This window comes from Bradyrhizobium monzae, assembly GCF_021458635.1.
In the GTDB taxonomy this organism is placed as follows: domain Bacteria; phylum Pseudomonadota; class Alphaproteobacteria; order Rhizobiales; family Xanthobacteraceae; genus Bradyrhizobium.
The window spans coordinates 16,063-41,280 of record NZ_JAIRDQ010000013.1; the positions used below are offsets into that span (position 1 = coordinate 16,063).

Here is a 25,218-nt window from a genome sequence, read left to right on the forward strand (position 1 = left end):
ATTCCTTCCCCGCAGCTGACGCAGCACCAGGTGCTGGAATGCGATCCCTTCGTCCTGTCTTCCGAACGTGATCGGATCGCTCGCACAACGCACGTAGGGGCCAGCGATGCTGATATTCGCCGAGATGGTTGCGGTAATCGTGGGGTCCGTTGTACAAGTCCTCAAGGCAGTTGACGTAGCGTTTCACCATCAGGTCGGCGAGCTTTCTGCCGACCCGCACCGCCGACGCCCGGCGAGCCGCGACAGATGATCGTGCTCACGACATGGGTCGCTCATCGGCAGCGCATGGAAGGCATTCAGCGGGCTACCGCTGTGAAGCCATTCTGTTGAAACGGCAGGGGTGCTCCTCGCATTGGGTCTTCATAGAAGCGAGCTCAGACGGCTAGAGCCAGAGTTATTAGGCTGGCGCTAGATCTGCCAAAAAAACGCCGTTGAGGCCAAAAACTGGCTTGTTTCTAAGGGTTTTGTGATATGAGTGTGTCGGGGAGGTGATGCAATTGGTTCGTGCGTAGTCGGTCCGCGGCCTATTTCGCTGTGGGAAAGCCAACGCTCAATCGCGAGGACGGCCACGAGACTTGGTGCTTTGCGACTTGAGATGTACGCTTTGCACAGCTTGATTCGAGGCTTCGAGGCTTTCCGAATGGCCACGCTGACGTGCGACCCATTACGTCGCCTCTCCGGCAAAATCCCTCCGATCGATCTCTATCCATTATTGGTCCAGCATCCACGCGGCAAGAAGTTTCGGTGCGTCAGTCAGTTTGTCATGATCATTTTTGAGAAGAACGTTTTCGAAGGCCGACGGCCGCTCCACGTCCTTATTGTCGTCGTTGGCGATGACAAGGATGCCCCGCTTTTCAACGCTCAGGCGTTCTGTCAAAGCGTGGTCGATTTCTGGATCCGGCATGACGATGAAACACTCGCGCACGGAATGTCCCTCGGCACGATCGACCTGGTCGCCAGCGACAGCCGCGAACCTAACGGCGCGGTAACGGTTCGGGTCCCATCCGGCACCCACACCGTGGAAAATCCAAACTGGGCTAACGCTCGCCGCGCCATCCAGAACTGGTGCGCTCGGGTACAGAAGGATGGAGCGGGCATCATTCACTGGGTTGGTCACGGCTATGCCGAAGGCATGCAAGAGGGCGGAGGTGTTCAAATATTGTTCACCGACGACAAGCTGGAAAACCGAAGGGAGGGCATTAACTGGAATACTACGATCGTTGGAATTGACGAAAGAACTCGGGGAAAGCCGGTGTTCTGCTTCGTCGACGGTTGTCGAGTCTCCCAACCCAGCGAGGGCTTGTATCAATCAGCCTTCGACGGCACCGTGTGGCCGGAAAGGAAACAGGCGGCCGTCGTTTACGGGGTCGCGCCTGGGAGTCCTGGCATCTGGGACGACATGCGCCATTTCGGCGATCGCGCGGCTGACCTCGATTTTTCGGGCGGCCCGGTCGCTACTAACGCATTTGTTAAATGTTTTGAAGGGCTTGGGGCGGATTATGTTCCAGGTCGAGGGCGGCACGACGTCAAAATGCACCGTATCGAAGAGGGTTCGAGAGCGTTAGTCTGTAGGTGGATGCACGCCATTGGCAGGCCGGTCGCCAACGGCGACGACAAGGATATGGTATTTGTGGATTATGCGGGAAGGTTCGCCCCGATGATACACAGTTTGACGCCGCAGTCGGCGGTCGACGTCATGTCGCAAGGCGCGACCGCTTGTTCTTTGACTTCGATAGCGACGGCGGTCCCGGCGCACGGCGTGATGGTGCCGAGCTCGCAGCCGTCCACGTTCGAATTCATCGTGCCGCGCGGTGACTTCAATGCTGACGTCCGCGACGGTAGCGGTAGCTATCGGAAGCCGCTTGGAGAGACCATCACGATCCCACATCAGCAGGTGACTGTCGCGCGATGAAAACGATAGCCACATCCGAGTCTCTTCCTCCTCCTCCGCTTCTCTTCATCGAGACAGTCGGAAGCGACGGAGAAGCGCAAAAGCGTATCGTTCAAACGAGCGATGAGTTTCCTGCGTGGTTTTCAATGGAAGCCCCTATCCGTGTCGTCGCTCCCAATGGCATGCGACGAGAGGGTAAGATTAGAAGCGACGTCTACAAGACAAGTTTTTACGAGGCTTGCAGGAGCGTAGTCGGTACAGATGCGGATTGGCTACCCGCACTTCCCGAGAACAAGAAGGCGTACGAGCCTAGCCACGACTATCGTGTCTGGATCGACGGGAAGCCATCGGACCTGGAGCTCGGCCGGCTGGCGGGAAAATGCATCAAGTTCGAAATTCCCAACGGTCTGTCCGATCTATATTTCGAGGTTTCGAACGAAAAGGGACCGAAGATCTTCGCTCCGATAGACGCGAACATCGTCGTCTATATCGACATCCTGAAGGGCAAGACGGGAGACTATCTATGTCCCCGGGTTCTGACTAACTTCACGTTTCCGGCAGCATTGTGGGCATTCCGGCGCATACGAATTTCGGATGCTGCTGAGGTCGCGGCTGTCGAGGTAGTGAGTCGATGCACGGAGAACGAAGATAGGATCGATTGGGTCGTTGCCGCCGGTCAAAGCATAATTCTCTATCCCGATCGAACTGAATCCAATCGTTCTAAGGTGGTCAAAGCTCTGATGAGAGCCTCGTCGAGAAGCCCCGACGCGGAGATCTGCCTTGCGCTGATCCAAATGATGAACACGGACAATCGGGAGCTGGCGTACTCGGCTGCCAAGCAGGCTGTGATAAATCTCGCGGCAACTCCACCCCGGTATGCGTGCACGATGGAAGTCTTGGACGCGAACATTGACGCTCTTGCCGACCTGTTCCGCGCGGACGGCAAGGCCGCGGAGGCACTTGCGGCGGCCCGTTCCATCATCACGCGTGTCCGAGCCAGCTTCGGGCGAGGAGACGTGAACGTATTTCGAGGGAACTCCCCGACCGAACCAGATAGCAAAGCGGTCGGTGGAAGCGGCTCAAAAAAAAAGCCTAACTTAATCGAAGATCATTTCGCTTCTCGCCAAACAGTTGCTGCAAGTCCGGAAAAAAGGCCTGAGAAGGAGCAAGCTGCCGCACGACTCGATGCAGGGCCGGCGGCCGTCCGCCCACAGTCCACCCCCGCTCCTGTGTCCAAGCAACGGGTGAACCCCGATCGGATTGACGGCACTCGCAAGCGCGAAAAGCGAGATCGTTTCGACGGGAGGAATGAGCCAGACGATGATTTCGTCGACAAGCTCGTTCACATCAATCGAGTAGCGAAGGTCGTCAAAGGCGGCAAGCGATTTGGGTTTGCAGCGCTGGTCGTGATCGGTGATCAAAAAGGCCGGGTTGGCTTCGGCCACGGCAAGGCGCGTGAAGTTCCGGAAGCGATTCGGAAAGCCACAGCGGAGGCGAAAAGCAGCTTGACGCGCATACCGTTGCGCGAGGGTCGCACGTTGCATCACGACATTGCCGGTCGTCACGGAGCCGGCAGAGTGTACCTGCGGTCGGCGCCCGCCGGTACGGGTATCATCGCCGGTGGACCGATGCGGGCCGTGTTCGAGACGCTCGGCATCCAAGACGTTGTGGCAAAGTCGATAGGTTCGTCGAATCCCTACAACATGGTTCGGGCCACGTTCAACGCACTGAAACGTCAGGAGTCGCCGCGATCGGTGGCTGCGCGCCGAAATATCAAAGAGTCAGTCATTAGAGGCCGAATGCAAGATGGCCAAGACTGGCAGCAGGCGGCAGAGTAGCACTATCACGCCTGACAAGGCGCGCAACGGATCCACCGTTCCCTTCGTACAGAAACGCTTGGTACCGTAGCGTCAACGCTTCATCTTCAGTTTGAGAGGGTGCCATGACCGAAGTTAGCGCTGCGGGACCATATCCTCTCCCGGACGTGACGATGCAAACCTGGATCGTGAGGTACGATCAGGATGGCAGCTGTTGTTCCCCCGAGACACGCGAAGCCTGCATCGATGCCGTCGCGGCCTCCGGTGATCGCCCGGTCATCCTGTTCTCTCACGGGTGGAACAACGACTTCAACGACGCCACAGATCTCTACCGCCGATTTCTCGTCGAGTTCGAAAAGGTCCAGCAGAAGCATCCGCTCAAGGGAGGTGAGCCTATGTTCATCGGCGTGACTTGGCCGAGCATATGGCTGCCGCTCGAGAAGGGTCCCAAGATGTCCGCGGACCCGACTGGAGCCTTCGATGGCGCCGCAAAATCGATCGCGGACACGATAACTGATCCGACCGATCGCGCACGATTTCACGGACTAATCGGATCGAGTTCGTTGAACTTGCAGGATGCGCGCGATCTTGCTCGGTTGCTTTCTGGGATCTTGCAGACCGGTAACGACGAGGGACCTCCCGTCGCCGCTGCCGACGAAGCGAACATGCTTGAAGCTTTCAAGGCAATCGAAGAGCTCGAGCCTGGAGAGGATTATGACGATATCGACCGGATCCGACGTGTCGATGGACCGGGAACCCGCCAGCCGCGTGAGGCCGCCGCTGCCGGGTACAGTCTGGATCCCAAGAACATACTCCGGCTGGCGTCCCTCTATCTCATGAAGGGGCGCGCGGGAACGGTGGGGTCCAAGGGCGTATCTTCTCTGGTCGCCGACATCCTCGGAAGGACCAAGGCGTCGTTGCATTTGGTGGGCCATTCGTTCGGATGCAAGGTGCTCCTGTCGGCCCTCGCCGAGAACAATCCTCCTCCCCGCAAGATCGGTTCGATCCTCCTGCTGCAACCTGCGATATCGCACCTCGCCTTCGCGGATACGATACCTGGACGCGACGGACCGGGGGCGTACCGCACCGCGTTCGCAATGGTCGAAAGACCGATTTTTTGCACCTATAGTGCTCACGATTTTCCCCTCCACGGCGTCTACCATCACGCCATGGCGAGGAGGAAGGATGTAGGGGAGATACGGAGCGCGGCTTCTAAAACTTCCGCCGGTGCGCCTCCCAACAACTACGCCGCACTCGGAGGTTACGGACCGCGCACCTCGGGAGAACAGCTCCTGGATCCTATTCCGAACGTGGGCGAACCGCACAACGTCGACGAAACAGCATTGATCGTCGGGCTCGACGGCTCAGCGGGACGGAGGATCGATGGGCACGGCGGCGTGGCCAACGTCTACACCGCCTGGGCACTGCGCGCGCAGATGACGTAATGCTTGCTGCAGTGAACTAGTACCCGGAATCATTGGTCCGCGAAACGGGCTTTGAGGCGTTTCTGGTGAACCTCAGACTTGGTCCAAACGAATGGCCTGGCGTCGGCATTGTAGGCCTCGATGAACGCATCGATGTGGGCTCTGAGTTGTTTGACCGAGGTGAAGGATTCGCCACTGAGAGACTTTCCCTGCAGGATCGAGAACCAGATTTCCACCTGGTTGAGCCAGTAGGCCCGGGTCGGCGTGAAGTGGAAGTGCACGTTCGGATGACGCCTGATCCAGCGGTCATTTTTGGGCTTGTGGGTATTGAGGTTGTCGAGCACGACATGGATCGCCGTGTTGGGGTGGTGGGCGACGATGTCATTCATGAAATCGAGGAATTCGACGCGCCGCCGACGCATCTTGTGAGCGGCCGTCACCTTGCCGGTGGCGACCTCAAAAGCAGCAAACAATGTCGAGGTGCCCTTCCGCTTGTAGTCGTGGCTATGACCGGTCAGCGCCCGGCCGTTGGGGAACTTCAGATAGCCCTGCGCACGCTCCAGCGCCTGGATCGAGGGCTTTTCATCGACACAGATGACAATCGCGTTCTCTGGCGGCGCCATGTAGAGCCCAACCACGTCAGCGGCCTTTGCAGCGAATTCCGGATCGTTGCTCTCGCACCACGACTTTCGTCCGACAAGATCGATCTTCTGGGCGCGCAGGAAGCGCCAGACATACTGCACATCGACATCGCCGAGCGCCGCGGCCAGCAGCGGTCCAGACCAGCGGGCATAGCCCTGGGGCGGCGATTGATCCAACAGCCTCAGAATGCGCTTATCGGTCGCTGCCGTGTACTTTTGGCTCGGCGCCCCGATCGCCCGTCTCGTCGAGGCCGCCAAGCCGTCGCTCGGCGTAGCGCACTCGCCATTTCGAGGCCGTGCCGGTCGTGCAGCCGACCGCACGGCCAATCGCGCGCGTGGCCACACCGTCCGCTGCCATCAGCACGATCCGCGCCCGTTGGCGCATCCGGTGTTCCGTCTTCGTCGAACGCGCCAAGCCTTCAAGCTCGGCGCGCTCCTCCTTCGTCAGGCTAATCGCTGTCGCTTCAGGGATGCTGCTCATGCACCCTTGAATCACGACTCAACTTTCAGGAATAGTGGGTACTAGCGCGTCGACCATCGGCCAAGGCCGAAGAGGTAGGAGTGGCATGACGGACTCGATCATTCGTCCGAAATTTGTTTCCGTGAATGCTTGGGACGGCACCAGAACGTTCCGATCACCGTTGCCGGCCGAGACACCATGGGAAGTCCAGCACCATTTCAAAGTGGCTTCGATCAAGACGCTCGCTGCGCCTCGGGCGGTGGAATACCGTGATTGGAGGCGTCCGGACGTCGGTTGGGGTTTGATCCTACCTGAGAATACGACGCTGTCTCCGAAGGAGCGGTCGACGGCCGTCGATGCGCCTGCCGCGATCGGTCGACTGGTTGATAGCCGCAATGGGGCGGTCGTGCTGCGGTGGCGCCCGGAAGTGGAAGATTTCCTGCTGCGGTATTACGAGGGTGGCTACAGCCACGATCTATCAATCAAATCGCCGAATCACGGCATCGGACCAGATTGCATTCCGCATTACCTGCTCATCTACGCGCCGCCTCGCCAGATTCCCTGGTCGGTTCAGTACGCACTGAACATGTCGACGTACGTTGGTCGATTGGATCTAGAAGGGCGGGCGCTCGAAAATTACGTCGATGCGTTGATCGGCAATTGGGGCGGCCAACTTGCCGATGCACGTGCACCTCTCGTCTGGAGCGTGGACCACGGCGGTGCGGATATCACGAGGCTGATGGCGCGCGCCATCGGTGGAAAGGTCTGGGAAAAGTTCGAATCCGATCCAGAACTCTCCAAGCGAAAGTTTCTGTGTGACGACCGTGCTTCGGCGAAGGATCTTGTCGCATCCCTGGTGGAGCTGACGCCTGGCTTGGTTGTTACCACGAGTCATGGAATGACGGGGCCCCTCGGAAACGGCGCGCAGCTTTCCGCTCAGTTGGGCTGTCCAGTAGACTGCGACTATTCCGTTATTCAACCGGCCGATCTGATGGCTTGGAATCCCAATGGAGCCATTTGGTACGCCCATGCTTGTTGCTCCGCGGGATCAGACAGCGTGTCGCGTTACCAGGATTTATTCCCGGCCGGAACGGATATTGGCGACCTGCTTCGCGGCATCGCCGCCGGTGCCGGCGCGATCGTCGCGCCTCTCGCGCGAGCGCTACTGGGAGCCGAAAAGCCGCTCGGCGCCTTCGTCGGTCACGTCGAACCGACCTTCGACTGGACTTTGCGAGACACGCTGAACGGACAGATTGTGACACGCCAACTCGTATCCGCACTCTACAACAGACTTTACCAGGACTACGCGCGAAATCCGATCGGTTGGGTGCTCGATCAGGTATACAGAGAGGCGGGAGCCTATTTCGCTGATTGGTCGAACGGTGTCGCCAACGCCAAAGGCCAACCGGCGTCACTTCAAGATCGGACGAGGTACTGCAAGCTGGTCGGGATGGACCGGCAAACCACTGTCATAATTGGAGATCCGACGGTTTCGCTCGCTCCCCTCAGCACAGCAACGAGCTAGAAGCTTTTTTGGCGCGACCGTTAGATGAACGTGTTGTGCAGATCGAGCGGCGCGAGGATGGGAGGAGCCGCTCGACATCGTTTCGGTTGTGCCGCCGGTCGCGGTACTGGAACGAAAGAGTCCCGGAGGCGTGCTGAATCCCTCGGAGGTCGAGCGGCTCATACCCTGATTATGGCCCTCGGAAGAGCTTTCGCTGTAGCTCTGCGAAACACGCTCAACCGTCGATGCGCCCAGCATGCGCGAGACGTAGTCGGCGGTGAAGAGATCGCTGACGGCAAAGAAGCGCTGAAACGTGTTGTTGACGAAGCTTTCCCAGCCGTCCTTGAATTCGCGCCGAAGCTAGGCTAGGTCCTGCACCGCAAAATGATATTTGATATCGAAGCCGCGCGCGACCGCGACCTCATTGAGCATGAAACTCGCCTCGCCCAGCGTGGGCAACTCATCGATCACGATATGCCGCCAGCGCTTGGCTTGAGGAAGCTTGGAATCAGACCGCGCGCGCTTGAGGGCATCGCCAAAAGCAGTCACCATGAGGCGCAACCAGGCGCGGTGCGTCATAAAGTATTCGGGCGGCAACACGACCAAGTATTTGCGTCCGCTCAGCATCGCCGGGTTGGAAAGATCAAGGCCCGGCGCCCTTTCAGCACGGAAACCATAGGCGGGCTGTCGATCCACGCTCCATCGCGCTCGATGCTGCTAAGAATGCCCGAGCGCTCCGACGTTTCTGCATGAGGGCACGCATCATGCCTGCTTCATGTCCCCGCTCGGCACCGCTCTTGCGCTGCTGCGCATGCGCGCTTACCGTCGCGCGACGCATCTTCGAACGAGGCCTCATGACGATCACTGGGACCTGCTTGAAGATGTCTTGCGTCAGGAAGTGACCATGGAGTCGCTAAGACCCCTTTCGGAGGGGCTGGCCTGTTTTTCCGAACTCGATTCCATACCCGGGCGCTCCGATGTCTTGACGACGCCGATGATGTCGACGTTCTTCAATTTCGGTGGTCTGGACGGCTCCAGGACATCGGACGAGGTCACGCGAGCGGACGGTGCAAATCTCTACCTGTTTTCGTTGCTTTTCCGCGCGCGGCAAGATCCCGATCTGACGCAGCGGCGGGAAAATGTTCTCGCGGGCCGGTTTCCGATGCGATACGGCGGGCATTTGCCAGGCTACTTGGCGCTCAAGAATATCTGGCGCGTAGCCAGACAAAGTTCATGGCGAGCAAACGATTAAGAGTTGTTCAGCAATTTCGTGCGGTCCTATTTCTACGACGACTATGGGTTCATTGCCGTGCTTCTCGATGGCAGCAGGAGCGAGCACAAGGCTGCCAATGCCATTGCCGACTATTTCCTGAGCCGGTTGAAACAACTTTTGAAACTCGATTGGGACACAGCGCTCCATGAATTCGAGAAACATTTTGGGCGAACCGTTCCTTCCACGCAGGAGACCATCAACCTTCTTCATCCTCTGCCCGGCGGGCTTTGCAATGATGCTCGACTTCACGCACAGGGAGTCGAGGAACTCGAAAGACTTGTTTGCGAGGTGGCCGATACCGAACAGACGGACCTTGTTCAGAGACTGATGTGCCAGCTGGATGCACAGCGCCTGCAGAAACGGCAGCTTCTCTGCCTTGGGAGTCTCGAAGCAGAGATCGAAGTGAACATTCATGACCGAGTATCCGTGTGGCCGAAAGATAGCGGCCTACCGCACAAAGTTCCGACGTTCAACGCCTCAGCGATGGAAGGCGTGAGGGAGGGCACAGCCAGCGGCTCGCTTGAATTCTATCTGCTTCCCAACGACCACGCCCGAGCGTCCACCATTATTCGCGAGCATGAAGTCGTTTACGTCAACTTCGATGGCGAGCTCGGCGACGAACAGAAGAAACAACTGACTTTGCTGTTCGGAACCCGTGCGAGGGATCTGAAGATGATCGAGGAGCAGGAAGCAAATCTCGAAATTGTCGTCGCAGACGATGCGATCAGGATCGTCCGCGCTCAGGCAAAAAAGACCGCGCCGGAAGGCATTGAGCAACTTTATCGCTGGCTGACGACTATTCCGATCGAGGATGATCGATGGAACGAAGCTGCCCAGAAGCTTTCAAGCGGAGGCTTTTTCAGACTCTGCGACAACGATGGCGATTTCATCCGGGGCCTGTCCTTTTTGGGCGTAGTCAGCTCCGTGAATCCTGACAAGACCGAAATCGCCGAGCTCGCCAGAGCGCGCGGCTTTGATCTGGAGGAGCTTTTGCGGCAAGCGAAAGCGCTTGAGGCCGCGACCGGATTTCCTACCATTCGGGAAGTCGACGGAAAGATTGTCGTACTCGTGTGATGGCATTGACAGCCAAAGTCAGCCAAGCCTTGGCTCTTGCGGATTTGCACGAGCGGGCTTTCGAACCGCGTGCGCGCTTAGCAATTGGCCACAGTATCAGCAGCTGTCTCAGGCGGAAAAGACTGGAGGGACAATGACGGAGCTTCGAGTCGAAGGAATTTCTCAGGACGAATTTGTTTCACTGTGCGGTCAGGTTGGCCTCTCGCATCAGGCCCTTCAGATGACGACACCCAAAAATGCGACCGGAAACGTCGTTCTCGATGTCCTTTTGCCGCTGAAAGACGTTGATCTGAATGCGTTCTCATTGCTGGGTGGGATACCTGCTTGGTCGGGGCACTGGCCTCTACGAATTGGTCGGCGGTCGCTTGCGCAAATTGCTTGATCTGCGAGACGTGAAGAAAACCATCGACAAGCCGGATGAGTGAAAAGCCTAAGGTCGCCCGGCCGTCCATCGATGCGAATCCCTTCCTGCAACGTATTCTGCGGAACAAAATTGCGCCGCCGACCATTCCATGCCTCAACCGTGTCGCTGCGGCCGAAGCGTTTCCTCATATTTTGGCCACGGTGCTAGCAGGTGCGTGGCCGTCTGGCTTGCCACTTCCGGACTTTCTTGTCGTTTCAACGCTTGCGCGAAGCCCATTTTACGAGCACGGCGTGCCAGGCATCGTTATCCATGATGAAGGCGCAGTTGACCTATACGTGGCAACAGCATCGATACTCCAACATTGCATCCCTTATCTGCCCGCGCCACCTCTTGCCTACGCCTATACGTCTGAGCAGATGATCGTGAACAGGCGCATCGATCTTGGAGCAATGCGCTGTTCCATTTGCTTCTCTGACGGCGGGCCTCCTCATCCGATGTTCGCAAAGGGCATGTTGCATGCGCGAGATCCGCAACTTGCAGCGTTTTTTGAAAGAGACTCGGACTTTTCCTTGAATAGCAGCTGGGCGATCGGGGATATCATCCTTGAGCAGGAGCTTGAGCAGATCGTGCGGCTGATTTTAATCTGCCACGAACTAGGTCACTACTTGGTGGCTGAAGGTCAGACCGCGAAGATCGTTGCTCGGCTCAGGCTGGACGACGCTATCGTTGCAAACGAGGAGGTCTTGGCCGATATCATTGCGGTGACGCTTGCGTACGCGACGTTGTATGGCGCCCCGGGCTTTACGCGCAAAGGCGCCATGTCTGCGATACTCGGCCTTTGCTTCGTGATCTTTGAAATCAACGATGTATTTTCCCACGCGCAAGAGCGCATCCGCGACCTTTGCAGCAACCCTGTCCTCAACAGGGGGACGCACCGCACCCTACCAAGCGATCGATTTAGAGTGGTTCGGGATGCGCTTACTGACACTGTGCTTGCTCGCCGGATGCTTCGTTTGGCAGGTTCTCGCGCCAGCCATATACACCCAATTATTTATGCTGCCGCTCACCCCGCTCGGGAACATGGTGGGCTGCTGTCGCGACTATCTAACGCGCATGCACGTTTGATGCTAGGTACCTAGGTGCCTGTATTGTTCTTGTTATATTGACAAGTTAAGGCTGGCTCGGACGGAGCGCGGCCGCCCGGTCCTGCCAAAACAAAGAAAGGAAGTCCGCCGATGCCCGATATAAGTCTCCTTGCAACCGGGGACTCAATGTTGACCCGAGCGATTTCCGCAACACCGGACGCTGCATTCCGAGACCTCATCGCGCTCCTGAGAAGCGCAGACGTGACTATCACCAATGTTGAGATGTCGTTTCCAGGACCTGGCCGTCAACCGTCGACGACGTTTCACGGCACCCCGCTGGGAGCAAATCCCAGCCTGCTCGCAGAGTTCGAGTTCTTGGGCGTAAACCTTTATGGGATCGCAAACAACCATGCCACAGACTACGGTACCAATGGCCTTATTGCGACCTTGGAGGCATTGGAGCGCAGAAACATGCGATACGCAGGCGCGGGGCGAACCCTGCGAGAGGCTCGGCAACCCTGCTACTTCCACACAGCAGGCGGTCAAGTAGCGTTTATCGCAGCAGCATCGAGTAACGCCAGGTTGTCGGTCGCCGCCGATGCCGGGATCGGCGACGACGGCCGGCCTGGCATTGCGCCGTTGCGCTTGCAGAAGACCCACTACGTCAAGACAGAACAGTTTGGAACATTGCGTAAAATGCTGGCCGAGACCGGCGTGAACATCGAACCGGCCGGAACGAGGGCTCCGGGAAGCCATTTCGCCTACCCCGATCGCAACGTCTATGATCCCCCGCCGCCGGGCGGCATAGCCGTAGAGAGCGTTCACTTCGTAGCCGATGATAATCCGCGGATACAAACGGACGTTCTGGAACGCGACGTAAAACCGCTTGTCAGCGCAGTCGCCGAGGCTAGTCGGATGGCCGACCTTGTCGTCGTGGCTCTTCACTGTCACGAGGGGTTGCAGGGGGGCTGGAACACGGATCTTCCTGCCGAATTCATGCAGCCGCTTGCGCGTCGGCTCATCGATGCGGGTGCCCATGCCATTATCGGGCATGGGCCTCACACATTGCGTGGGATCGAACTCTATCGCAAGCGCCCGATTTGCTATTCGCTGGGCAACTTCATCCACAATTTGGCGACTGCCTCGTTTCCAATCGAACTTTACGAGCAGCAGGGCATGCCGTTGTCATCGACACCTGCCGATCTTTATGACGTTATGCCAGGCTATGAGATCAAGCCGCACTATTGGGAATCTGTCGTGGGCCAGTTCAACTTCGCTGCCGGCCAACTTGCCAAGTTGGAGCTCCATCCCATCACAATGGGATACGGACTTCCCAGAAGCCACCGAGGAACGCCGATGCTAGCGGATGCAGAGCAAGGCGCTCGCATTCTCTCGCGGCTCGACAGCTTGTCGCGTCCCTTTGGGACGATGGTCGAGATCGATCGCCGCAACGGGCGGTGCTTGGGCCGGATGGCTGCGACAGAATAGGCCCTGCATTCAGCAAAGCCCCGAAGGATGAAGCCGGTCGAACTCGCCGACCGGCTGACGGCTGATCTTGGGTCTGGCCGACAGCCTTACCTCAAACGGCAGCGCACGCACTTCACCGCGGATCCACCCACGTGCCGAACGTTGTGGTGCATTTTTCGCCGCTCGCGTCTTATCAACGCCTCGTCGGTGCCGTCGAGATCGGAGAGGCCATATGCGCATTGCCAACGCCGTTGACGCCGCTCGACTCAATCTGTTGCCCAACGGTCTGCTAGGCCGGCAAACCACCCGTCGGTTCGCTCAACCGCAAGCGAGAGCCTCTGGGCCTTCGCTGTCCATATCGCGTGCCAGAAAGCGGTTGCTGGAGGCTTCCAATTTTCATGTGAGCTATGAACGCGCCGTTCCCTTCTGCATTTTCTTGAAATCGATGAAAAAGCTTATCCTGGACGCGCAGAGTACGTTTTCCCCGAATTTTATTGGCGTGCCGTTAGCGCAGTCCAAGTTCTCTTTGATGAATACGGGTTGAGCCATCGACATCCCGAGAAGGCGCGCCTCCGCTTCTGTCGGCATCCGCGCGTTGATCTGGACCCATTGCTGGGAATAAGCTGCGACGCCGACGCGCTTTAAAGCCTTCGAGATCGAATTGACTCCGGAGAATTCATCCAACAGCCCGGGTACACGTTCCGCCGGAAAATAGCTGTGCGCGATCACGATCGGGATTTCGTCCTGGAAGCTCAAAGTTGTCATCAGAAGAACGTCATCGCCTACCTTCAGGTGGAGATGCTTTGCCAGACGCTCGTTCGCAGCGATTGTCTCCGATGAAAGAATGGAACGACGGGCCAGGCGACCGTGCGCGACAAGGTTGTCGGTGAGGCGGGTGCCGGCCGAAAGCAGGTAAGGGGTCGTGTTTTCAACGACAAAAGTCCCTCGTCCTTGCTCCACGCGAAGGATGCCCTTTTGCTCAAGTGCTCGGATGGCATATCGAACAGTGTGTCTATTAACACCGTATAGTCGGGCAAGTTCGATGTCGTTCGGCAGCTTGTCACCAGGAGCAAAATTGTTCGAGGCGATATTCGCCTCGATCTTCGCTCTGACGAACTCCCATCGTTTTCCCTGAAACATCAGTTGTCTCTTTTTGTTTAGCTCAACGCGTATGAACGGTCGATTGGTCGCCGTTGCCGAGACTCCTAAACCATTGATAGTCGGTTCCTTTTAGATAGAGGTGCCCGCCATAGCTGTCTCTGCGAACTTTGGCCGAGCGAACCGAATTGCTAACTGACACGCTGACATCTTCGACATGATCAGACGGCATCCCTTCGCAGCTGAGAAGGGCTTCCTCGATCAGCCGCCCCTGGACTGTGACCGGAATCGGGAGGCCAAGACCAGTTAGTATAGTTGGCGCGAGATCGACAATGCCCGTGGGAGTGGTCAGCGTTCCTTGGCGGAACCAATCCCCAGCAAAGATGCCGAGGGCTGAGAGTTCATAGGAGGTAAGACCGCCATGCATTCCTACGCCGAGCGGGTAGGAGCCGTCATAAAACACGGCCTCAGGATTGCAGTCGGGGTCTGTCGCGGCGCAGTCGCCAAGGACGAATGATAAGTCTGGGCTTCTCGCATGTTCGAACATCACGGCCGAATGGGGAAGTGTGCCCACGATGCGGGGAATTTCGCCGGCCATCGTTCGCGAAAACCCGACCCCGTACCAAGGTGCTGCGGAAAGGCAGTCATGGATCTCGCCGAGCAGTCCCAAATCCTGATCCCGGACCCATAGATTGACTGCGCGTTGCGGCTTGACAACGACGTCGGCGCCCGCCTCTAACGTGTCGGCGACCTTGAATCCTGCTTTGCCAAGATAGTCGGCAACGCAGACATTCTTGCCGATGATTGCATGACCGTGGTCTGAAGCTGCGATGAGTTGAACCCGATCGCTTCTCCTGGTGCCCTCCCACCAATCGAGGATACGTCCAAACTCCTGATCGACCTTGGAAAGAACGTGTCGTGCGCTGGGATGCACCAATCCGAACATGTGGTAGCTGATGTCCGGCTCGGAGAGCCAAAGGAGCGTGAGTTCGGGAACCACCTCGCTTGTCACGTAGGACAGAAAGCCGTCGACAACACGTTTGATCGTCTGCAATGCTGGCTGTTCTGCAGTCGGAAGCTCCGGGAAGCGGGACGCAATCCCGCGGATGATCGGATTGCTTCCAAAACGTTGCGCATCGTGAACCCAATACGCAGGCCCGCCGGTTTGCCAATTGCCCCAGTTGGACAGGCCCCATGAGCCCTGCGACTGAGATCCAATGGCAAGCATCGTCTTTCCATGCTTGGCCAAAACCTCTCCAATCGCGACGGAGGTCATGACACCGCCCTGCCTACTTCCAAGAGACAGAAGCGCCGGGAGAGACGCGCCGTCGATCGCGGCTCCATTGGCGAAGAATTTGTTCGCCACGATTCCATGACGGCCGGCATGGCTGCCTGTCGCGAGCGCCGCCGACGATACGCGCGTTTCGCTTGGAAACGACGCCGTATGATCACCGAGAACGAGCCCCAGTTTCGCAAATGCGCAAAGATTGGGAGTTACTTTCTCGGCAAGTTGGTCGGGACGTAGCCCGTCGAATACCACGACTACGAATTTCATTCGCGCATGCCTCTTGTTGCGGCCCTTATTGCTCTCTCCATAGACTTCCAAAAAAAGCAGGTCGAGCTAAAAATTAGGTACCTAGGTATCTAGGCAACTGTGTTATTTCTGTCATATAAGTCAGCTATCTGCTCTCGGTGAGGGCCGTCCACAGGTCTGCGGGCCCCCCCCGAAACCGGAGCAGAGGAGCTTGAGCATGATGGCGCCATCACGTCGCAACATTTTGAAGATGATCGGGGGAGCAAGTTTGCTCCCTCGCGTCATGCCTGCCCAGGCGACCTCGGCAGCGCGGTTGCGGGTCGCCATGCAGGACCTGCGCACGGAGCTGGATCCCTTGCATCCTCGCGCAAGCGCGTTATCGAGCTTTCGCGTTCTGGAAAGCGTGCACGACAAGCTGTTCAGCATAGACTATCAGAACGGCGCCAAGCTGAAGCCGATGCTCGCCGAAGCGATCGAGACGACAGACAGCGTCGTATTCAAGGTTCGCCTGCGCCAGCGTGTCAAGTTCCACAACGGCGACGAACTAACGGCTGATGATGTGGCGTTCACCTTCGGTCCTGAACGCATGCTTCAAAAGGATGCTCCTGGCTATGGCATTGGGCAGGTCACGTTCCCAACCCTCGCAGAAGTCAAGGTCCTCGACCGCTACAACGTGGAATTCAAGACCAAGGGGGCAGATCCGGTTTTCTGGATGAGGTTCACTTCCTATGGCGGCGGGGTCATCTGCAAGTCTGCCTATCTGAAGGCAGCCAGCTTCGACCAATGGGCGAAGTCTCCGGTTGGCGCCGGCCCCTACCGGCTCGTTGAGTCATCGGAAAACAACTACATCAAGCTGGAGGCTCACCCGGAGTATTGGGGTGGTCGGCCGCCGCTTTCGGCAATCGAGTTTCGGATGGTGCGAGAGCCAGCCGCGCGCGTCGCCGGCCTTCGTGCCGGCGACTTCGATCTCATCACGACGATCGCGCCAGATCAGTTTGATGTCATCACGGCCGACAAGCGCCTGGACATCGTCGGTGGCGATACGGTTTCGTTCCGTACGATGCAGTACGATTCACTGAGCAATCCCGTGCTTCGCGACCCGAAGTTGAGACGTGCTCTCAATCTCTCGATCGATAGGCAAGGATTGGTCAAGAGCATATGGCATGGGCGGATTTCGATCCCCCGGTCCCATCAGCAGCCGGTCTACGGCGCCCTCTATAATCGGGACAGGCCGATCCCCGCGTATGATCCGGCGCGCTCGCAGCAGCTGATTAAGGAAGCCGGATACAAGGGTGAGAAGATCCTCTTCAAGACAGTCGGCGACTACTACACTGCAGAGCTTGCGGAGACGCAAGTCATGGCTGCGATGTGGAATGCCGTCGGCCTCAATGTTGAGATTCAGCGGAAGGAAAACTGGGCTCAAGTGATGGACGAAAAGCCTCGCTGGATCAACAATTCCTCAGACGGCACCTATTTCCCCGATCCAACGGCATCCTTCTCGTCGCGTTGGGGCGCGAGCAGCGCCTTCCAGAGGAGCGGGTACTGGAAGAACGACCGGTTCAACAAACTGGAGAAAACTCTCGTAGGTTCGCTCGACACGGCCGAGCGTCGTCGAGCCTATCAGGAGATGTTGGACATTTTCGACGAGGTTGATCCGCCGGGCACCGTCCTGCACTCGCTTGCTGAGTTCTTTGGAAAGCGGTCCGACTTAAAATGGTCGCCGACACCAACCGGCCTTCTGGACTTTCGCCCGGGCACGATCGCCTCGTAATGGAGACGCTTGTGTCATTCACCGCGTCGCCAAGTGCCGAACCCACCCTCGCCGATATGGCGAGGGTGCCCGGCACCGAGTCCGGCGCAGTGCAGCCGAGCTTGCTGCCCAGGACACAACCGCTTCTCGAAGTCTCCGGCCTCGATGTCTGGACGGCGGGATCTCACGAGGAAATTCGGCTGCTGGAATCCATCTCGCTGACCATTCGGGAGGGCGAGTTTTTCGCGTTGGTGGGTGAAAGCGGTAGCGGCAAAAGCCTGCTGTGTTCGACGTTAATGGGCATCTTGCCCACCAATCTCGGTGCTCGCGGGGACATATATTTCGATGGCGGGCCATTGGCGGCCGTGGACCGCAGGTCACGCGCAATGATCTTCCAGCAGCCCAGCCGATACCTCAATCCGGTCAGAACCATCGGTTTTCAGCTGACTGAAACCGTTCGCATTGTTTCGCGAGGATCGACACACGAAGCAGGCGAACGCGCAATCTCCCTCCTCGAAGCCGTCGGAATTGAAGATCCGCGTTCGACGATCAAAAAATACCCACACGAACTCTCCGGCGGCATGAACCAGAGGGTGATGATTGCACTTGCCCTTGCACGTCGCCCCCGACTTCTGATTGCCGATGAGCCGACCTCAGCACTCGACGTTACGACGCAACGTCAGATCATGGATCTGATCGAGAAGTTGCGAGCAGACTGGAACATGGCGGTTCTCTTCGTAACGCATGATCTCAATCTGGCAATAGAACGCTCGGATCGTATCGGGGTGATCTACGCGGGCCAGCTCATCGAAATGGGAGCCACCGACGCGATCGCACAACAGCCGCTGCACCCCTATACGAGAAACCTTTTCTCCGCCGTCCCGGAAATTTCGCTCAATAAGGTCAAGCTCGTTGCCTTGGCCGGTGGTGTACCGGACCCAGCCATAAGAGGCCCAGGCTGTCATTTCGCGCCCCGCTGCGCGCACGCGGTAGAGGCATGTGCGCGCGTCAAACCCGCGTTCCCAGACGCGCTAAGTCATGCAGCAGCCTGCCACAACCTTGGGCTCGGTCATGCAGCATCATAACAGAAGCGAGCTAGACAGCGGGAACGCTCAACCGCTTCTCCAGCTTGAAAGAGTAGGCTTTGACTACGGACGCGGGCGGGTGCGCGAGCATCAAACCCTGAGCGATATCAGTTTTTCCGTCAGACGAGGGCAAGCCCTCGGCCTGATCGGCCAATCGGGTAGTGGCAAGAGTACGATTGCGAAGCTGGTACTGGGACTGGCAAAGCCGCGCGAGGGCGCGATTCTATTCGAGGGAAAGCCCGTCACCCCGCAAGGTCTCCGGTCTTTCCGGAAAAGAGCACAGCCGATCTTCCAGAACCCCATGGATGCACTGGATCCGCGGATGAAGATTGGCGATCAACTGATGGAGCCCCTTCTTGCCAACTTCCGGCTGCCGCGTTCAGAACGGCTGGAGCGGATCGCGACGGCACTTCAAGATGTCGGTCTTTCTCTCGAGATTGCCGAAAAGCGCCCGCGCCAGATCAGTGGCGGCCAAGCGCAGCGTGTGACCATCGCCCGCGCGCTTCTTCTGGAGCCCGATCTGTTGATTTGCGATGAGCCTGTGTCCGCTCTCGACATGACCGTACAGGCGCAAATCCTCAATCTTCTGTGTGAACTGCGTGAGCAGCAGGGTCTGAGCCTTTTGTTCATCAGCCATGACATCAGGGCGGTGTCTTACCTATGCTCCGAGATCGTTGTGCTGCATCGCGGCCGCATCGTCGAAGCCGGGATGCGGGACGACGTCCTCCTTCATCCTCAGGCCGAATACACGCAGACCCTCATAGCCTCGGTCCCCAAACAGTCTCAGCGATTGCCATCCGCCGCAGGAGCGGATCGGCCTATCTTGAGAGAGCTGACCGACGATGGGGGGCCGCAATGATCAGCACGCTCTTTAGGTTTACCTGGATCAAACTGCTACGCGCAGCTTTATCGATCGCCTTGATGGTGACGTGCGTATTCGTGTTGCTGCGCAGCGTCGGGGACCCAGTGACAATCTTTCTCGGACCAGATGCGACGCCGGACATGAGGATCGCCTACGCCCGTGAACTTGGCTTGGATAAGCCGATTTTGCAGCAGTATTTGGCCTATGCTGAGAACATCCTCCACGGCAGCTTCGGCCGCTCCTACATCTATCACCGTGATGCGCTGACGGTGGTTTTCGACAACCTGGGAGCGACGCTGACCCTGATGGCGACGTCGTTGGCGCTTGCTGTCGTGATGGGACTTGGAGCGGGGATCATTGCCGCGATGTTTCGCCGCAAGTTCGTCGACCGTCTCGTGACGATCGTCAGCTCAGTTGGTCTTTGTGTCCCCGCATTTTTTCTTGCCCTCGTTCTGATGCTCGTCTTCTCGATCGAGCTGAGACTGCTGCCCACCAACGGTGCACAGAGCTGGTCCAGCCTCATCTTGCCCGCCATCACGGTGGCAGCTGCAAATTCTGCAGTGCTAGCCCGATATACGCGCACGGTTCTGGCTGAGGCTCTTGACAGTCCGTTCATGGTGGCGGCGAGAACCCGCGACATACCGAGTTGGCGTATTCTGGTGCATCACGCCTTGCCCAACGCAGCCATTCCCATCCTGACAGTCCTCGGACTGATGGTGGGTGGCCTGGTCACGGGATCGATCGTTGTCGAGACAGTGTTTTCCTGGCCCGGGATCGGAAATCTCTTCATCAGCTCCATCGGAAACCGGGACATTCCAGTCGTGCAGGCGATCGTCATCCTGGCCGGTGCGGTGATGGTTTTGACCAACCTTGTCGTGGATGTCCTCTACGTCGTCGTCGATCCGCGCGCGCGCAGATCCGATCATTGATGGAGATCGAAATGTCTGATGTTTCCGTGAAAGCGGCTCTGCCTCCGGCGCGACTTTCCGTGAATGCGGCTCTTCCTTCGCAGCGAGTTTCATCGAATGTGCAGTGGTGGCGCGAAGCGGACGTTTCCGTGAAGCTATCGATGTTCTGGATCATGGGCTGCGTTATCGTTGCCATCGTGGCCCAGCAGATCGCCCCATACGATCCCGCAGCGATTGACCTCAACGCCCGCTTGCAGCCGCCGATCCTGTTGGGTGGCGCCTGGACCCACGCCCTGGGCACCGATGATCTTGGCCGCGATGTGCTGTCCAGGTTGCTCTACTCGGTCCAGATAACTGTCGCGGTGGCGGTGGCCGGCACGATCATCAGTACGTCGCTGGGAACGCTGTTAGGCTTTCTGGCTGCGGAGCTGGGGAGTGCGGTCGACGAATGCATCACCGCGTTCGTCGATATGCAAGCAGCCATGCCGTTTATGATCGTTGCGTTGCTGTTGATCGCCGTATTCGGCAACTCGATTCTCCTCTTCGTCTTTGTTCTCGGCCTCTACGGCTGGGAGCGACACGCGCGCGTGGTGCGGGGCGCCGCGCTAACCACGAGAAATCACCTCTACGTAATCGCCGCGCGGACCTACAACGCCTCGAGAATCCGGATCTATCGCAAGCACGTGCTGCCCTCATGCCTGCCGACGATCGTTGCGGGCATGACCATAGGCCTCACGCAGATAGTTCTACTGGAGGGCACGTTGAGCTTTCTCGGATTGGGCATCCAGCCTCCGATGTCCAGCCTCGGTAACATGGTCGGCTTCGGACGTGGATACCTGATGACCGCGTGGTGGATCGCTGTTCTTCCCGGCCTGGTGATCGCGGCGACAGCGTTGGCGCTGATGCTTCTGAGTGATTTTTTACGTGACCGAAACTGGTCGGCGAATGATCGCATCAAACAATGAGGCGTAGCAGTGCCTGAACAAGGCAGTGCCTTGGTGGTCTTGTATTTCGAAAGATTTCCCGTTTTGGCCGTGCCGAAGAACGACATGTCGTGCTGGCCAGAACGAGGTCGATGGCAGCACTGCCATACCCATCCGACACAAAGAACCGAAGCTCGCACTCTTCAGGATAGAGAACTGGCATAATGACAGAGAAGCCCGTACGCGATCTCATCGCCGGCGGTTTCGATCACCGGCGTGCACTTGAAATTCTTGCATCGGCCCGGCCAGCCGCGATCAAGGCCTGCGCCGAAAAGGTTCTCGATGGCCTCGGCGAGGTGGCGGTTCTGGCCAATCGCACTGGGCTCGCGATGCTGCCTTATGAAGACACTGTCAGGGGCACAACCTTCCACCTCGGTGAGGTCCTCGTCGCGGAGGCCCATATCCAGGTGCCTGGCCGGGACGTCGAGGGCTATGGCGCGGTTGTGGGCAGGGATCTTGAACATGCGATGGGGATGGCCGTGATCGACGCCGCAATCGCGGCCGACCAGAGCATTTCGCCGATTCTCGAACTGCTCATCGCGGAATCTGCCCACCAGCAGCGAACGGACAGAGAGCGGCTGAGGAAAGTCGAAGCCACCCGCGTCGAGATGGAAACTTTCTGATGAGTGTCTCTCTTCAACCGACCACCGAGGATAGCCGGACCAACGCCACGTTCGAAGAAATAATGTGGGCCTTGAGCAGACCCGGGCTCGTCCGAACGCTCCCGTCCGCCGGGCTTGCAGCGATCGGGGAAAGCCTGCTCGATGCGGAATGCTCTTTCGCGGTCGTGGACGATGCAGAATTCGCACGTGTCCTGAGCAAGAACGGAGCTCGAAGCGCACCGATGCAGGAAGCAGATTATGTCTTCGCCACGGCGGACACAGCAGAAAAGACTTCGCAATTCGCGAAGTTGCGGATTGGCTCGCTAAATTATCCCGACCATGCGGCCACCTTGTTCATACCCGCCCGATTCGGTTTAGGCGCCCGTCTGATGCTGAGCGGTCCAGGCATCAAAGACGGTGTTACGGTCGCCGTCGACGGCATCGATCCTTCCTTCTGGCGTGTGCGCGCCCAAGCCGTTCGTTATCCGCTCGGTTGGGACGTCTATCTCGTCGATGGCGATCACGTGATAGGCCTTCCCCGCTCAACCAGAATCGAGGTGCTTTGATGGCCTATGTGGCAACCCGTGGCGGCGAACGCGCCATTGAACAATCGGAACGGCTGTTTCGTGAAGATCTCGATGCCGTCGACCTCGACCGAGTGACTGCTATTCGCAAGAGTCTGCCCTACTTGATCGATCGCGTCATGGGCGAAGCGTCGCTCTATGAACCGGATCTGGCTGCACTCGCGTTGGCGCAGGCGGGGGGAGACCAATACGAAGCCGTATTGCTGCTTAGGGCGTACCGAACGACACAACCCCGAATCGGCTTCGCCAAACCAGTCAGGCAGCCGGACCTCTTCACCGTGCGCCGCATTTCCGCGGCATTTAAAGACATTCCGGGAGGACAGCTCCTCGGGCCGACGCTGGACTATTCCCACCGTCTGCTTCAGGTCGGCGTCCTCAAGGGCAAGGCGTTCGCCCGGGAACCAGTGATCCCGGCAGACAAACCCGCGCCTGCAACCCAGCCGTCCTTGACCGCTTGGCAAAAGGCGCAGGGTCTCATCACGGACCATCCCGTCGAGACAATACCTCTGGAAGAGGTTCCTGACATCACCCGCCAGCCTCTGCTCTTCCCGGTAAGCCGTGCGCACAAGCTGCAGAGCCTCGCACGGGCAGATACGGGCGGCACGATGGCGCTTGGATTCTCCACAATGCGCGGATACGGCGCTGTCCATCCTACCGTCAATGAGCTTAGGCTCGCCGAAGCACCAGTTCGGCTTCGCCATCCGCGTGGCACGGTCTTTAGCGCGGGGCGTGTCCGCGTCAGCCAGGCCGAAATTGTTTCCAAGTCGAAGAGCCTGGAATTGGGATTCTCGGCCACCCTTGGCTGGAATGAGGTCAAGGTCATCGCTGCGGCGTCGCTCGACGTTGCTTCGAGCCAACCGGATACCCACCCGGCCGCGACAGAGGAGTTCATCCTTTACCATACTGAGCCGGTCGAAGGATCTGGCTTCTGTCTTCACTTCAAGCTTCCGCACTACGTGACGTTCCAATCGGCCCTCGACACCTATCGACGGGTCAAGACTGACCGCGACGGCGCTGTCGAGAAAGCTCCACCTGCGCCGAAAGTGGCACCGAAAAAGAAAGAGGTCACGCAGTGAAACTCCAAGAACTGACCAAGGAGTGGGCGGACTTCAACTACGGGTTTCTCGACGAGTCAGCCAAACGCGAAATTCGCCGTCGCATTCTCAAGGCGATCGCCGTACCGGGCTATCAGGTCCCATATGCCAGCCGCGAGGTGCCGATGGCACGCGGCTGGGGGACCGGCGGCCTTCAAGTAACGCTGACGCTCCTGAAACCGACTTCGGTCGTCAAGGTGATCGATCAGGGAGCGGACGATTCGGTCAATGCCTGCAGCATCCGCAAATTCTTTGGACGCGTCGGGGGCTGCCTCGAGACTATGGATGGGCAGGAGGCAACGATCATCCAGTCGCGCCATCGCATCCCCGAAGAAAAGCTGGGCGACCAGCAGGTCCTAGTCTTGCAGGTCCCGAACCCGGAGCCGCTCCGTCCGGTGCAGCCAGACATGTCCGTCGCGAGGGTCATGCATGGCGACGCCGACTACGGCCAACTCTGGCTCATCCTTTACGAGCAGCTTGTGAAATTCGGCCGCATCATGAAGGCCGACCAGTATCCGAGCCTAGTGAACGGGCGGCACGTGATCACCCCCTCGCCGATCCCTCGCTGGGACGTATTGAAGCTGCACCAGGCAGAGCACTTGACCATTCTTGCGGCGGGCGGCGAGAAGCGGATCTACGTCGTGCCGCCCTATACGAAGGTCGAGCCTCTTGTCTTCGACGATGTGCCCTACCGCGTCGAGGATCACCAGGACAAGACCTGCTATCGCAGCAACGTCACCGGCTTCTTCATGAACGAGCTGCCGCAGGACGACGGCTCTTCGAAAGTCGAGCTTTCCGATAGCAATTTTGCCGCCAAGCACATCCGCAAGGCGGAAGGGGAGGCGGTCGAGATCGGCGAAACCTGGTACAAGAACGGAAGGATAGACGAGTGACGGGCCTGAACATTCAAAGCGCTGCGGGCCTGACACGTCAGCAGCCACGTCTGATGCTGGCCAAGCCCATGCTGACCATGCGCGGGATCCAGCACAAGTTCGGCTCAGTTCAGGCGCTTGGCGGTGTCGACGTCACCGTCTATCCCGGCGAGGTGCTGGGTATCGTAGGCGAATCCGGCTCGGGCAAATCGACCCTGCTCCGCATGATGAACCTCGAGGACACCCCGGCCGCCGGCCATTATCACCTGGCGCTGTCGGGCCAGGAGGATCGCAACCTGTTTGCGCTCGATCGCTTCGAACGGCGGATGTTGAGAGCCCGTCATATTGGTATCGTCTATCAGAACCCGCATCTGGGCCTGCTGATGAACCACTCCAGCAGCGGCAACGTCGCCGAACGACTGCTGATTGCCGGCAACCGCAATTTCGCTGAGCTGCGGGAAAGGGCTATGCAATCGCTGGATGCATCGGAGTTTCCTGTCGAGCGCATGGACGCGACGCCACACGAGCTCTCCGGTGGCATGCAGCAGCGCGTCCAGCTGGCGAAGGCAATCGCGCTGGAGCCTGCGGTGCTCCTGCTCGACGAGCCGACCACGGGTCTCGACGTCAGCGTCCAGGCGCTCGTGCTTGATACGCTGAAGCGGCTGCAGCGCGATCGCGCCATCACCATGGTCTTGGTCTCGCACGATCTCGGTGTCATTCGCACCATGGCAGACCGGGTCATGGTCATGCGGCGTGGCATGGTCGTTGAACAGGGGCTGGCGGATCAGATCTTCCAGGATCCTCAGCACGCCTACACCCAGCAGCTCGTCCACGCGAAGCTATAAA

22 protein-coding genes and 2 pseudogenes are annotated in these 25,218 nt (G+C 58.5%); 19 read left to right on the forward strand and 5 right to left on the reverse strand.

What is annotated here, in order from left to right:
- Nucleotides 1–640 precede the first annotated feature (640 nt).
- The 3 genes from K3F49_RS33185 (at nt 641) to K3F49_RS33195 (ending at nt 5,153) form a co-directional block, all read left to right on the forward strand.
- Nucleotides 641–1,912, forward strand: a complete 1,272-nt coding sequence (locus K3F49_RS33185) for a hypothetical protein (protein WP_234685098.1) — start codon at nt 641–643, stop codon at nt 1,910–1,912.
- A gap of 1,238 nt (nt 1,913–3,150) precedes the next feature.
- Nucleotides 3,151–3,729 (forward strand): 30S ribosomal protein S5, encoded by a 579-nt coding sequence (gene rpsE / locus K3F49_RS33190; RefSeq protein WP_234685268.1) that lies wholly within the window; start codon nt 3,151–3,153, stop codon nt 3,727–3,729.
- Between the two features lie 104 nt (nt 3,730–3,833).
- On the forward strand, nt 3,834–5,153 hold the full coding sequence (locus tag K3F49_RS33195; RefSeq protein ID WP_234685099.1) for a hypothetical protein: 1,320 nt from the start codon (nt 3,834–3,836) through the stop codon (nt 5,151–5,153).
- Between the two features lie 29 nt (nt 5,154–5,182).
- On the opposite strand, the pseudogene K3F49_RS33200 reads toward K3F49_RS33195, so the two are convergent.
- A pseudogene (locus K3F49_RS33200) lies at nt 5,183–6,254 on the reverse strand (IS630 family transposase).
- An 85-nt stretch (nt 6,255–6,339) separates the two neighbouring features.
- On the opposite strand from K3F49_RS33200, the gene K3F49_RS33205 reads away from it, so the two are divergent.
- Nucleotides 6,340–7,758, forward strand: coding sequence for a hypothetical protein (locus K3F49_RS33205; protein ID WP_234685100.1), 1,419 nt, complete (start codon nt 6,340–6,342; stop codon nt 7,756–7,758).
- Here the strand turns inward: K3F49_RS33205 and K3F49_RS39735 are convergent.
- Both K3F49_RS39735 and K3F49_RS33210 read right to left on the reverse strand, forming a co-directional pair.
- Nucleotides 7,645–8,076, reverse strand: a pseudogene (locus tag K3F49_RS39735) (TraM recognition domain-containing protein); the annotation flags it as partial. The gene K3F49_RS33205 and the pseudogene K3F49_RS39735 overlap by 114 nt on opposite strands.
- Before the next feature lie 21 nt (nt 8,077–8,097).
- Nucleotides 8,098–8,433, reverse strand: coding sequence for a type IV secretory system conjugative DNA transfer family protein (locus tag K3F49_RS33210; protein ID WP_234685101.1), 336 nt, complete (start codon nt 8,431–8,433; stop codon nt 8,098–8,100).
- Between the two features lie 79 nt (nt 8,434–8,512).
- On the opposite strand from K3F49_RS33210, the gene K3F49_RS33215 reads away from it, so the two are divergent.
- From K3F49_RS33215 to K3F49_RS33235, 5 genes are all read left to right on the forward strand, one after another.
- Complete coding sequence (locus K3F49_RS33215) at nt 8,513–8,989, forward strand: hypothetical protein (RefSeq protein ID WP_234685102.1); 477 nt, start codon at nt 8,513–8,515, stop codon at nt 8,987–8,989.
- A gap of 3 nt (nt 8,990–8,992) precedes the next feature.
- Nucleotides 8,993–10,084: a hypothetical protein gene (locus K3F49_RS33220; protein ID WP_234685103.1), complete on the forward strand. Its 1,092-nt coding sequence runs from the start codon at nt 8,993–8,995 to the stop codon at nt 10,082–10,084.
- Nucleotides 10,085–10,217: 133 nt separating this feature from the next.
- Nucleotides 10,218–10,466, forward strand: coding sequence for a hypothetical protein (locus K3F49_RS33225; RefSeq protein WP_234685104.1), 249 nt, complete (start codon nt 10,218–10,220; stop codon nt 10,464–10,466).
- 35 nt (nt 10,467–10,501) lie between these two features.
- Nucleotides 10,502–11,587: a hypothetical protein gene (locus tag K3F49_RS33230; protein WP_234685105.1), complete on the forward strand. Its 1,086-nt coding sequence runs from the start codon at nt 10,502–10,504 to the stop codon at nt 11,585–11,587.
- A gap of 96 nt (nt 11,588–11,683) precedes the next feature.
- Nucleotides 11,684–13,021, forward strand: coding sequence for a CapA family protein (locus K3F49_RS33235; protein ID WP_276575440.1), 1,338 nt, complete (start codon nt 11,684–11,686; stop codon nt 13,019–13,021).
- Between the two features lie 384 nt (nt 13,022–13,405).
- Here K3F49_RS33235 and phnF read toward each other — a convergent pair whose 3' ends face one another.
- Nucleotides 13,406–14,140 carry a phosphonate metabolism transcriptional regulator PhnF gene (gene phnF / locus K3F49_RS33245; protein ID WP_234685107.1) on the reverse strand — a complete coding sequence of 245 codons (735 nt, stop codon included), beginning with the start codon at nt 14,138–14,140 and terminating at the stop codon, nt 13,406–13,408.
- Nucleotides 14,141–14,162: 22 nt separating this feature from the next.
- Nucleotides 14,163–15,653, reverse strand: coding sequence for an alkaline phosphatase family protein (locus K3F49_RS33250; protein ID WP_234685108.1), 1,491 nt, complete (start codon nt 15,651–15,653; stop codon nt 14,163–14,165).
- Nucleotides 15,654–15,849: 196 nt separating this feature from the next.
- On the opposite strand from K3F49_RS33250, the gene K3F49_RS33255 reads away from it, so the two are divergent.
- The 10 genes from K3F49_RS33255 to K3F49_RS33300 all read left to right on the forward strand — a co-directional run bounded on the left by K3F49_RS33255 (nt 15,850) and on the right by K3F49_RS33300 (nt 25,217).
- Nucleotides 15,850–17,403 (forward strand): ABC transporter substrate-binding protein, encoded by a 1,554-nt coding sequence (locus K3F49_RS33255; RefSeq protein WP_234685109.1) that lies wholly within the window; start codon nt 15,850–15,852, stop codon nt 17,401–17,403.
- Nucleotides 17,404–17,414: 11 nt separating this feature from the next.
- On the forward strand, nt 17,415–18,467 hold the full coding sequence (locus tag K3F49_RS33260) for an ABC transporter ATP-binding protein (RefSeq protein ID WP_234685110.1): 1,053 nt from the start codon (nt 17,415–17,417) through the stop codon (nt 18,465–18,467).
- Entirely contained in the window at nt 18,421–19,326 is a 906-nt protein-coding gene (locus K3F49_RS33265) for an ABC transporter ATP-binding protein (protein ID WP_234685111.1), read from the forward strand. The genes K3F49_RS33260 and K3F49_RS33265 overlap by 47 nt, the downstream gene beginning before the upstream one ends.
- Complete coding sequence (locus K3F49_RS33270) at nt 19,323–20,258, forward strand: ABC transporter permease (protein WP_234685112.1); 936 nt, start codon at nt 19,323–19,325, stop codon at nt 20,256–20,258. The genes K3F49_RS33265 and K3F49_RS33270 overlap by 4 nt, the downstream gene beginning before the upstream one ends.
- An 11-nt stretch (nt 20,259–20,269) precedes the next feature.
- Nucleotides 20,270–21,202, forward strand: a complete 933-nt coding sequence (locus K3F49_RS33275; RefSeq protein ID WP_234685113.1) for an ABC transporter permease — start codon at nt 20,270–20,272, stop codon at nt 21,200–21,202.
- A gap of 182 nt (nt 21,203–21,384) precedes the next feature.
- The gene (gene phnG, locus K3F49_RS33280) at nt 21,385–21,843 is read left to right on the forward strand and encodes a phosphonate C-P lyase system protein PhnG (protein WP_234685114.1); all 459 of its coding nucleotides are present in this window, start codon (nt 21,385–21,387) and stop codon (nt 21,841–21,843) included.
- A complete protein-coding gene (gene phnH / locus K3F49_RS33285) occupies nt 21,843–22,388 on the forward strand; it encodes a phosphonate C-P lyase system protein PhnH (protein WP_234685115.1) in 546 nt (181 codons plus the stop codon). Before phnG ends, phnH begins: the two co-directional genes overlap by 1 nt.
- Nucleotides 22,388–23,482, forward strand: a complete 1,095-nt coding sequence (locus tag K3F49_RS33290; RefSeq protein ID WP_234685116.1) for a carbon-phosphorus lyase complex subunit PhnI — start codon at nt 22,388–22,390, stop codon at nt 23,480–23,482. Before phnH ends, K3F49_RS33290 begins: the two co-directional genes overlap by 1 nt.
- Entirely contained in the window at nt 23,479–24,393 is a 915-nt protein-coding gene (locus K3F49_RS33295) for an alpha-D-ribose 1-methylphosphonate 5-phosphate C-P-lyase PhnJ (protein ID WP_234685117.1), read from the forward strand. Before K3F49_RS33290 ends, K3F49_RS33295 begins: the two co-directional genes overlap by 4 nt.
- A complete protein-coding gene (locus tag K3F49_RS33300; protein ID WP_234685118.1) occupies nt 24,390–25,217 on the forward strand; it encodes an ATP-binding cassette domain-containing protein in 828 nt (275 codons plus the stop codon). Before K3F49_RS33295 ends, K3F49_RS33300 begins: the two co-directional genes overlap by 4 nt.
- The last annotated feature ends 1 nt before the right edge of the window (nt 25,218 follow it).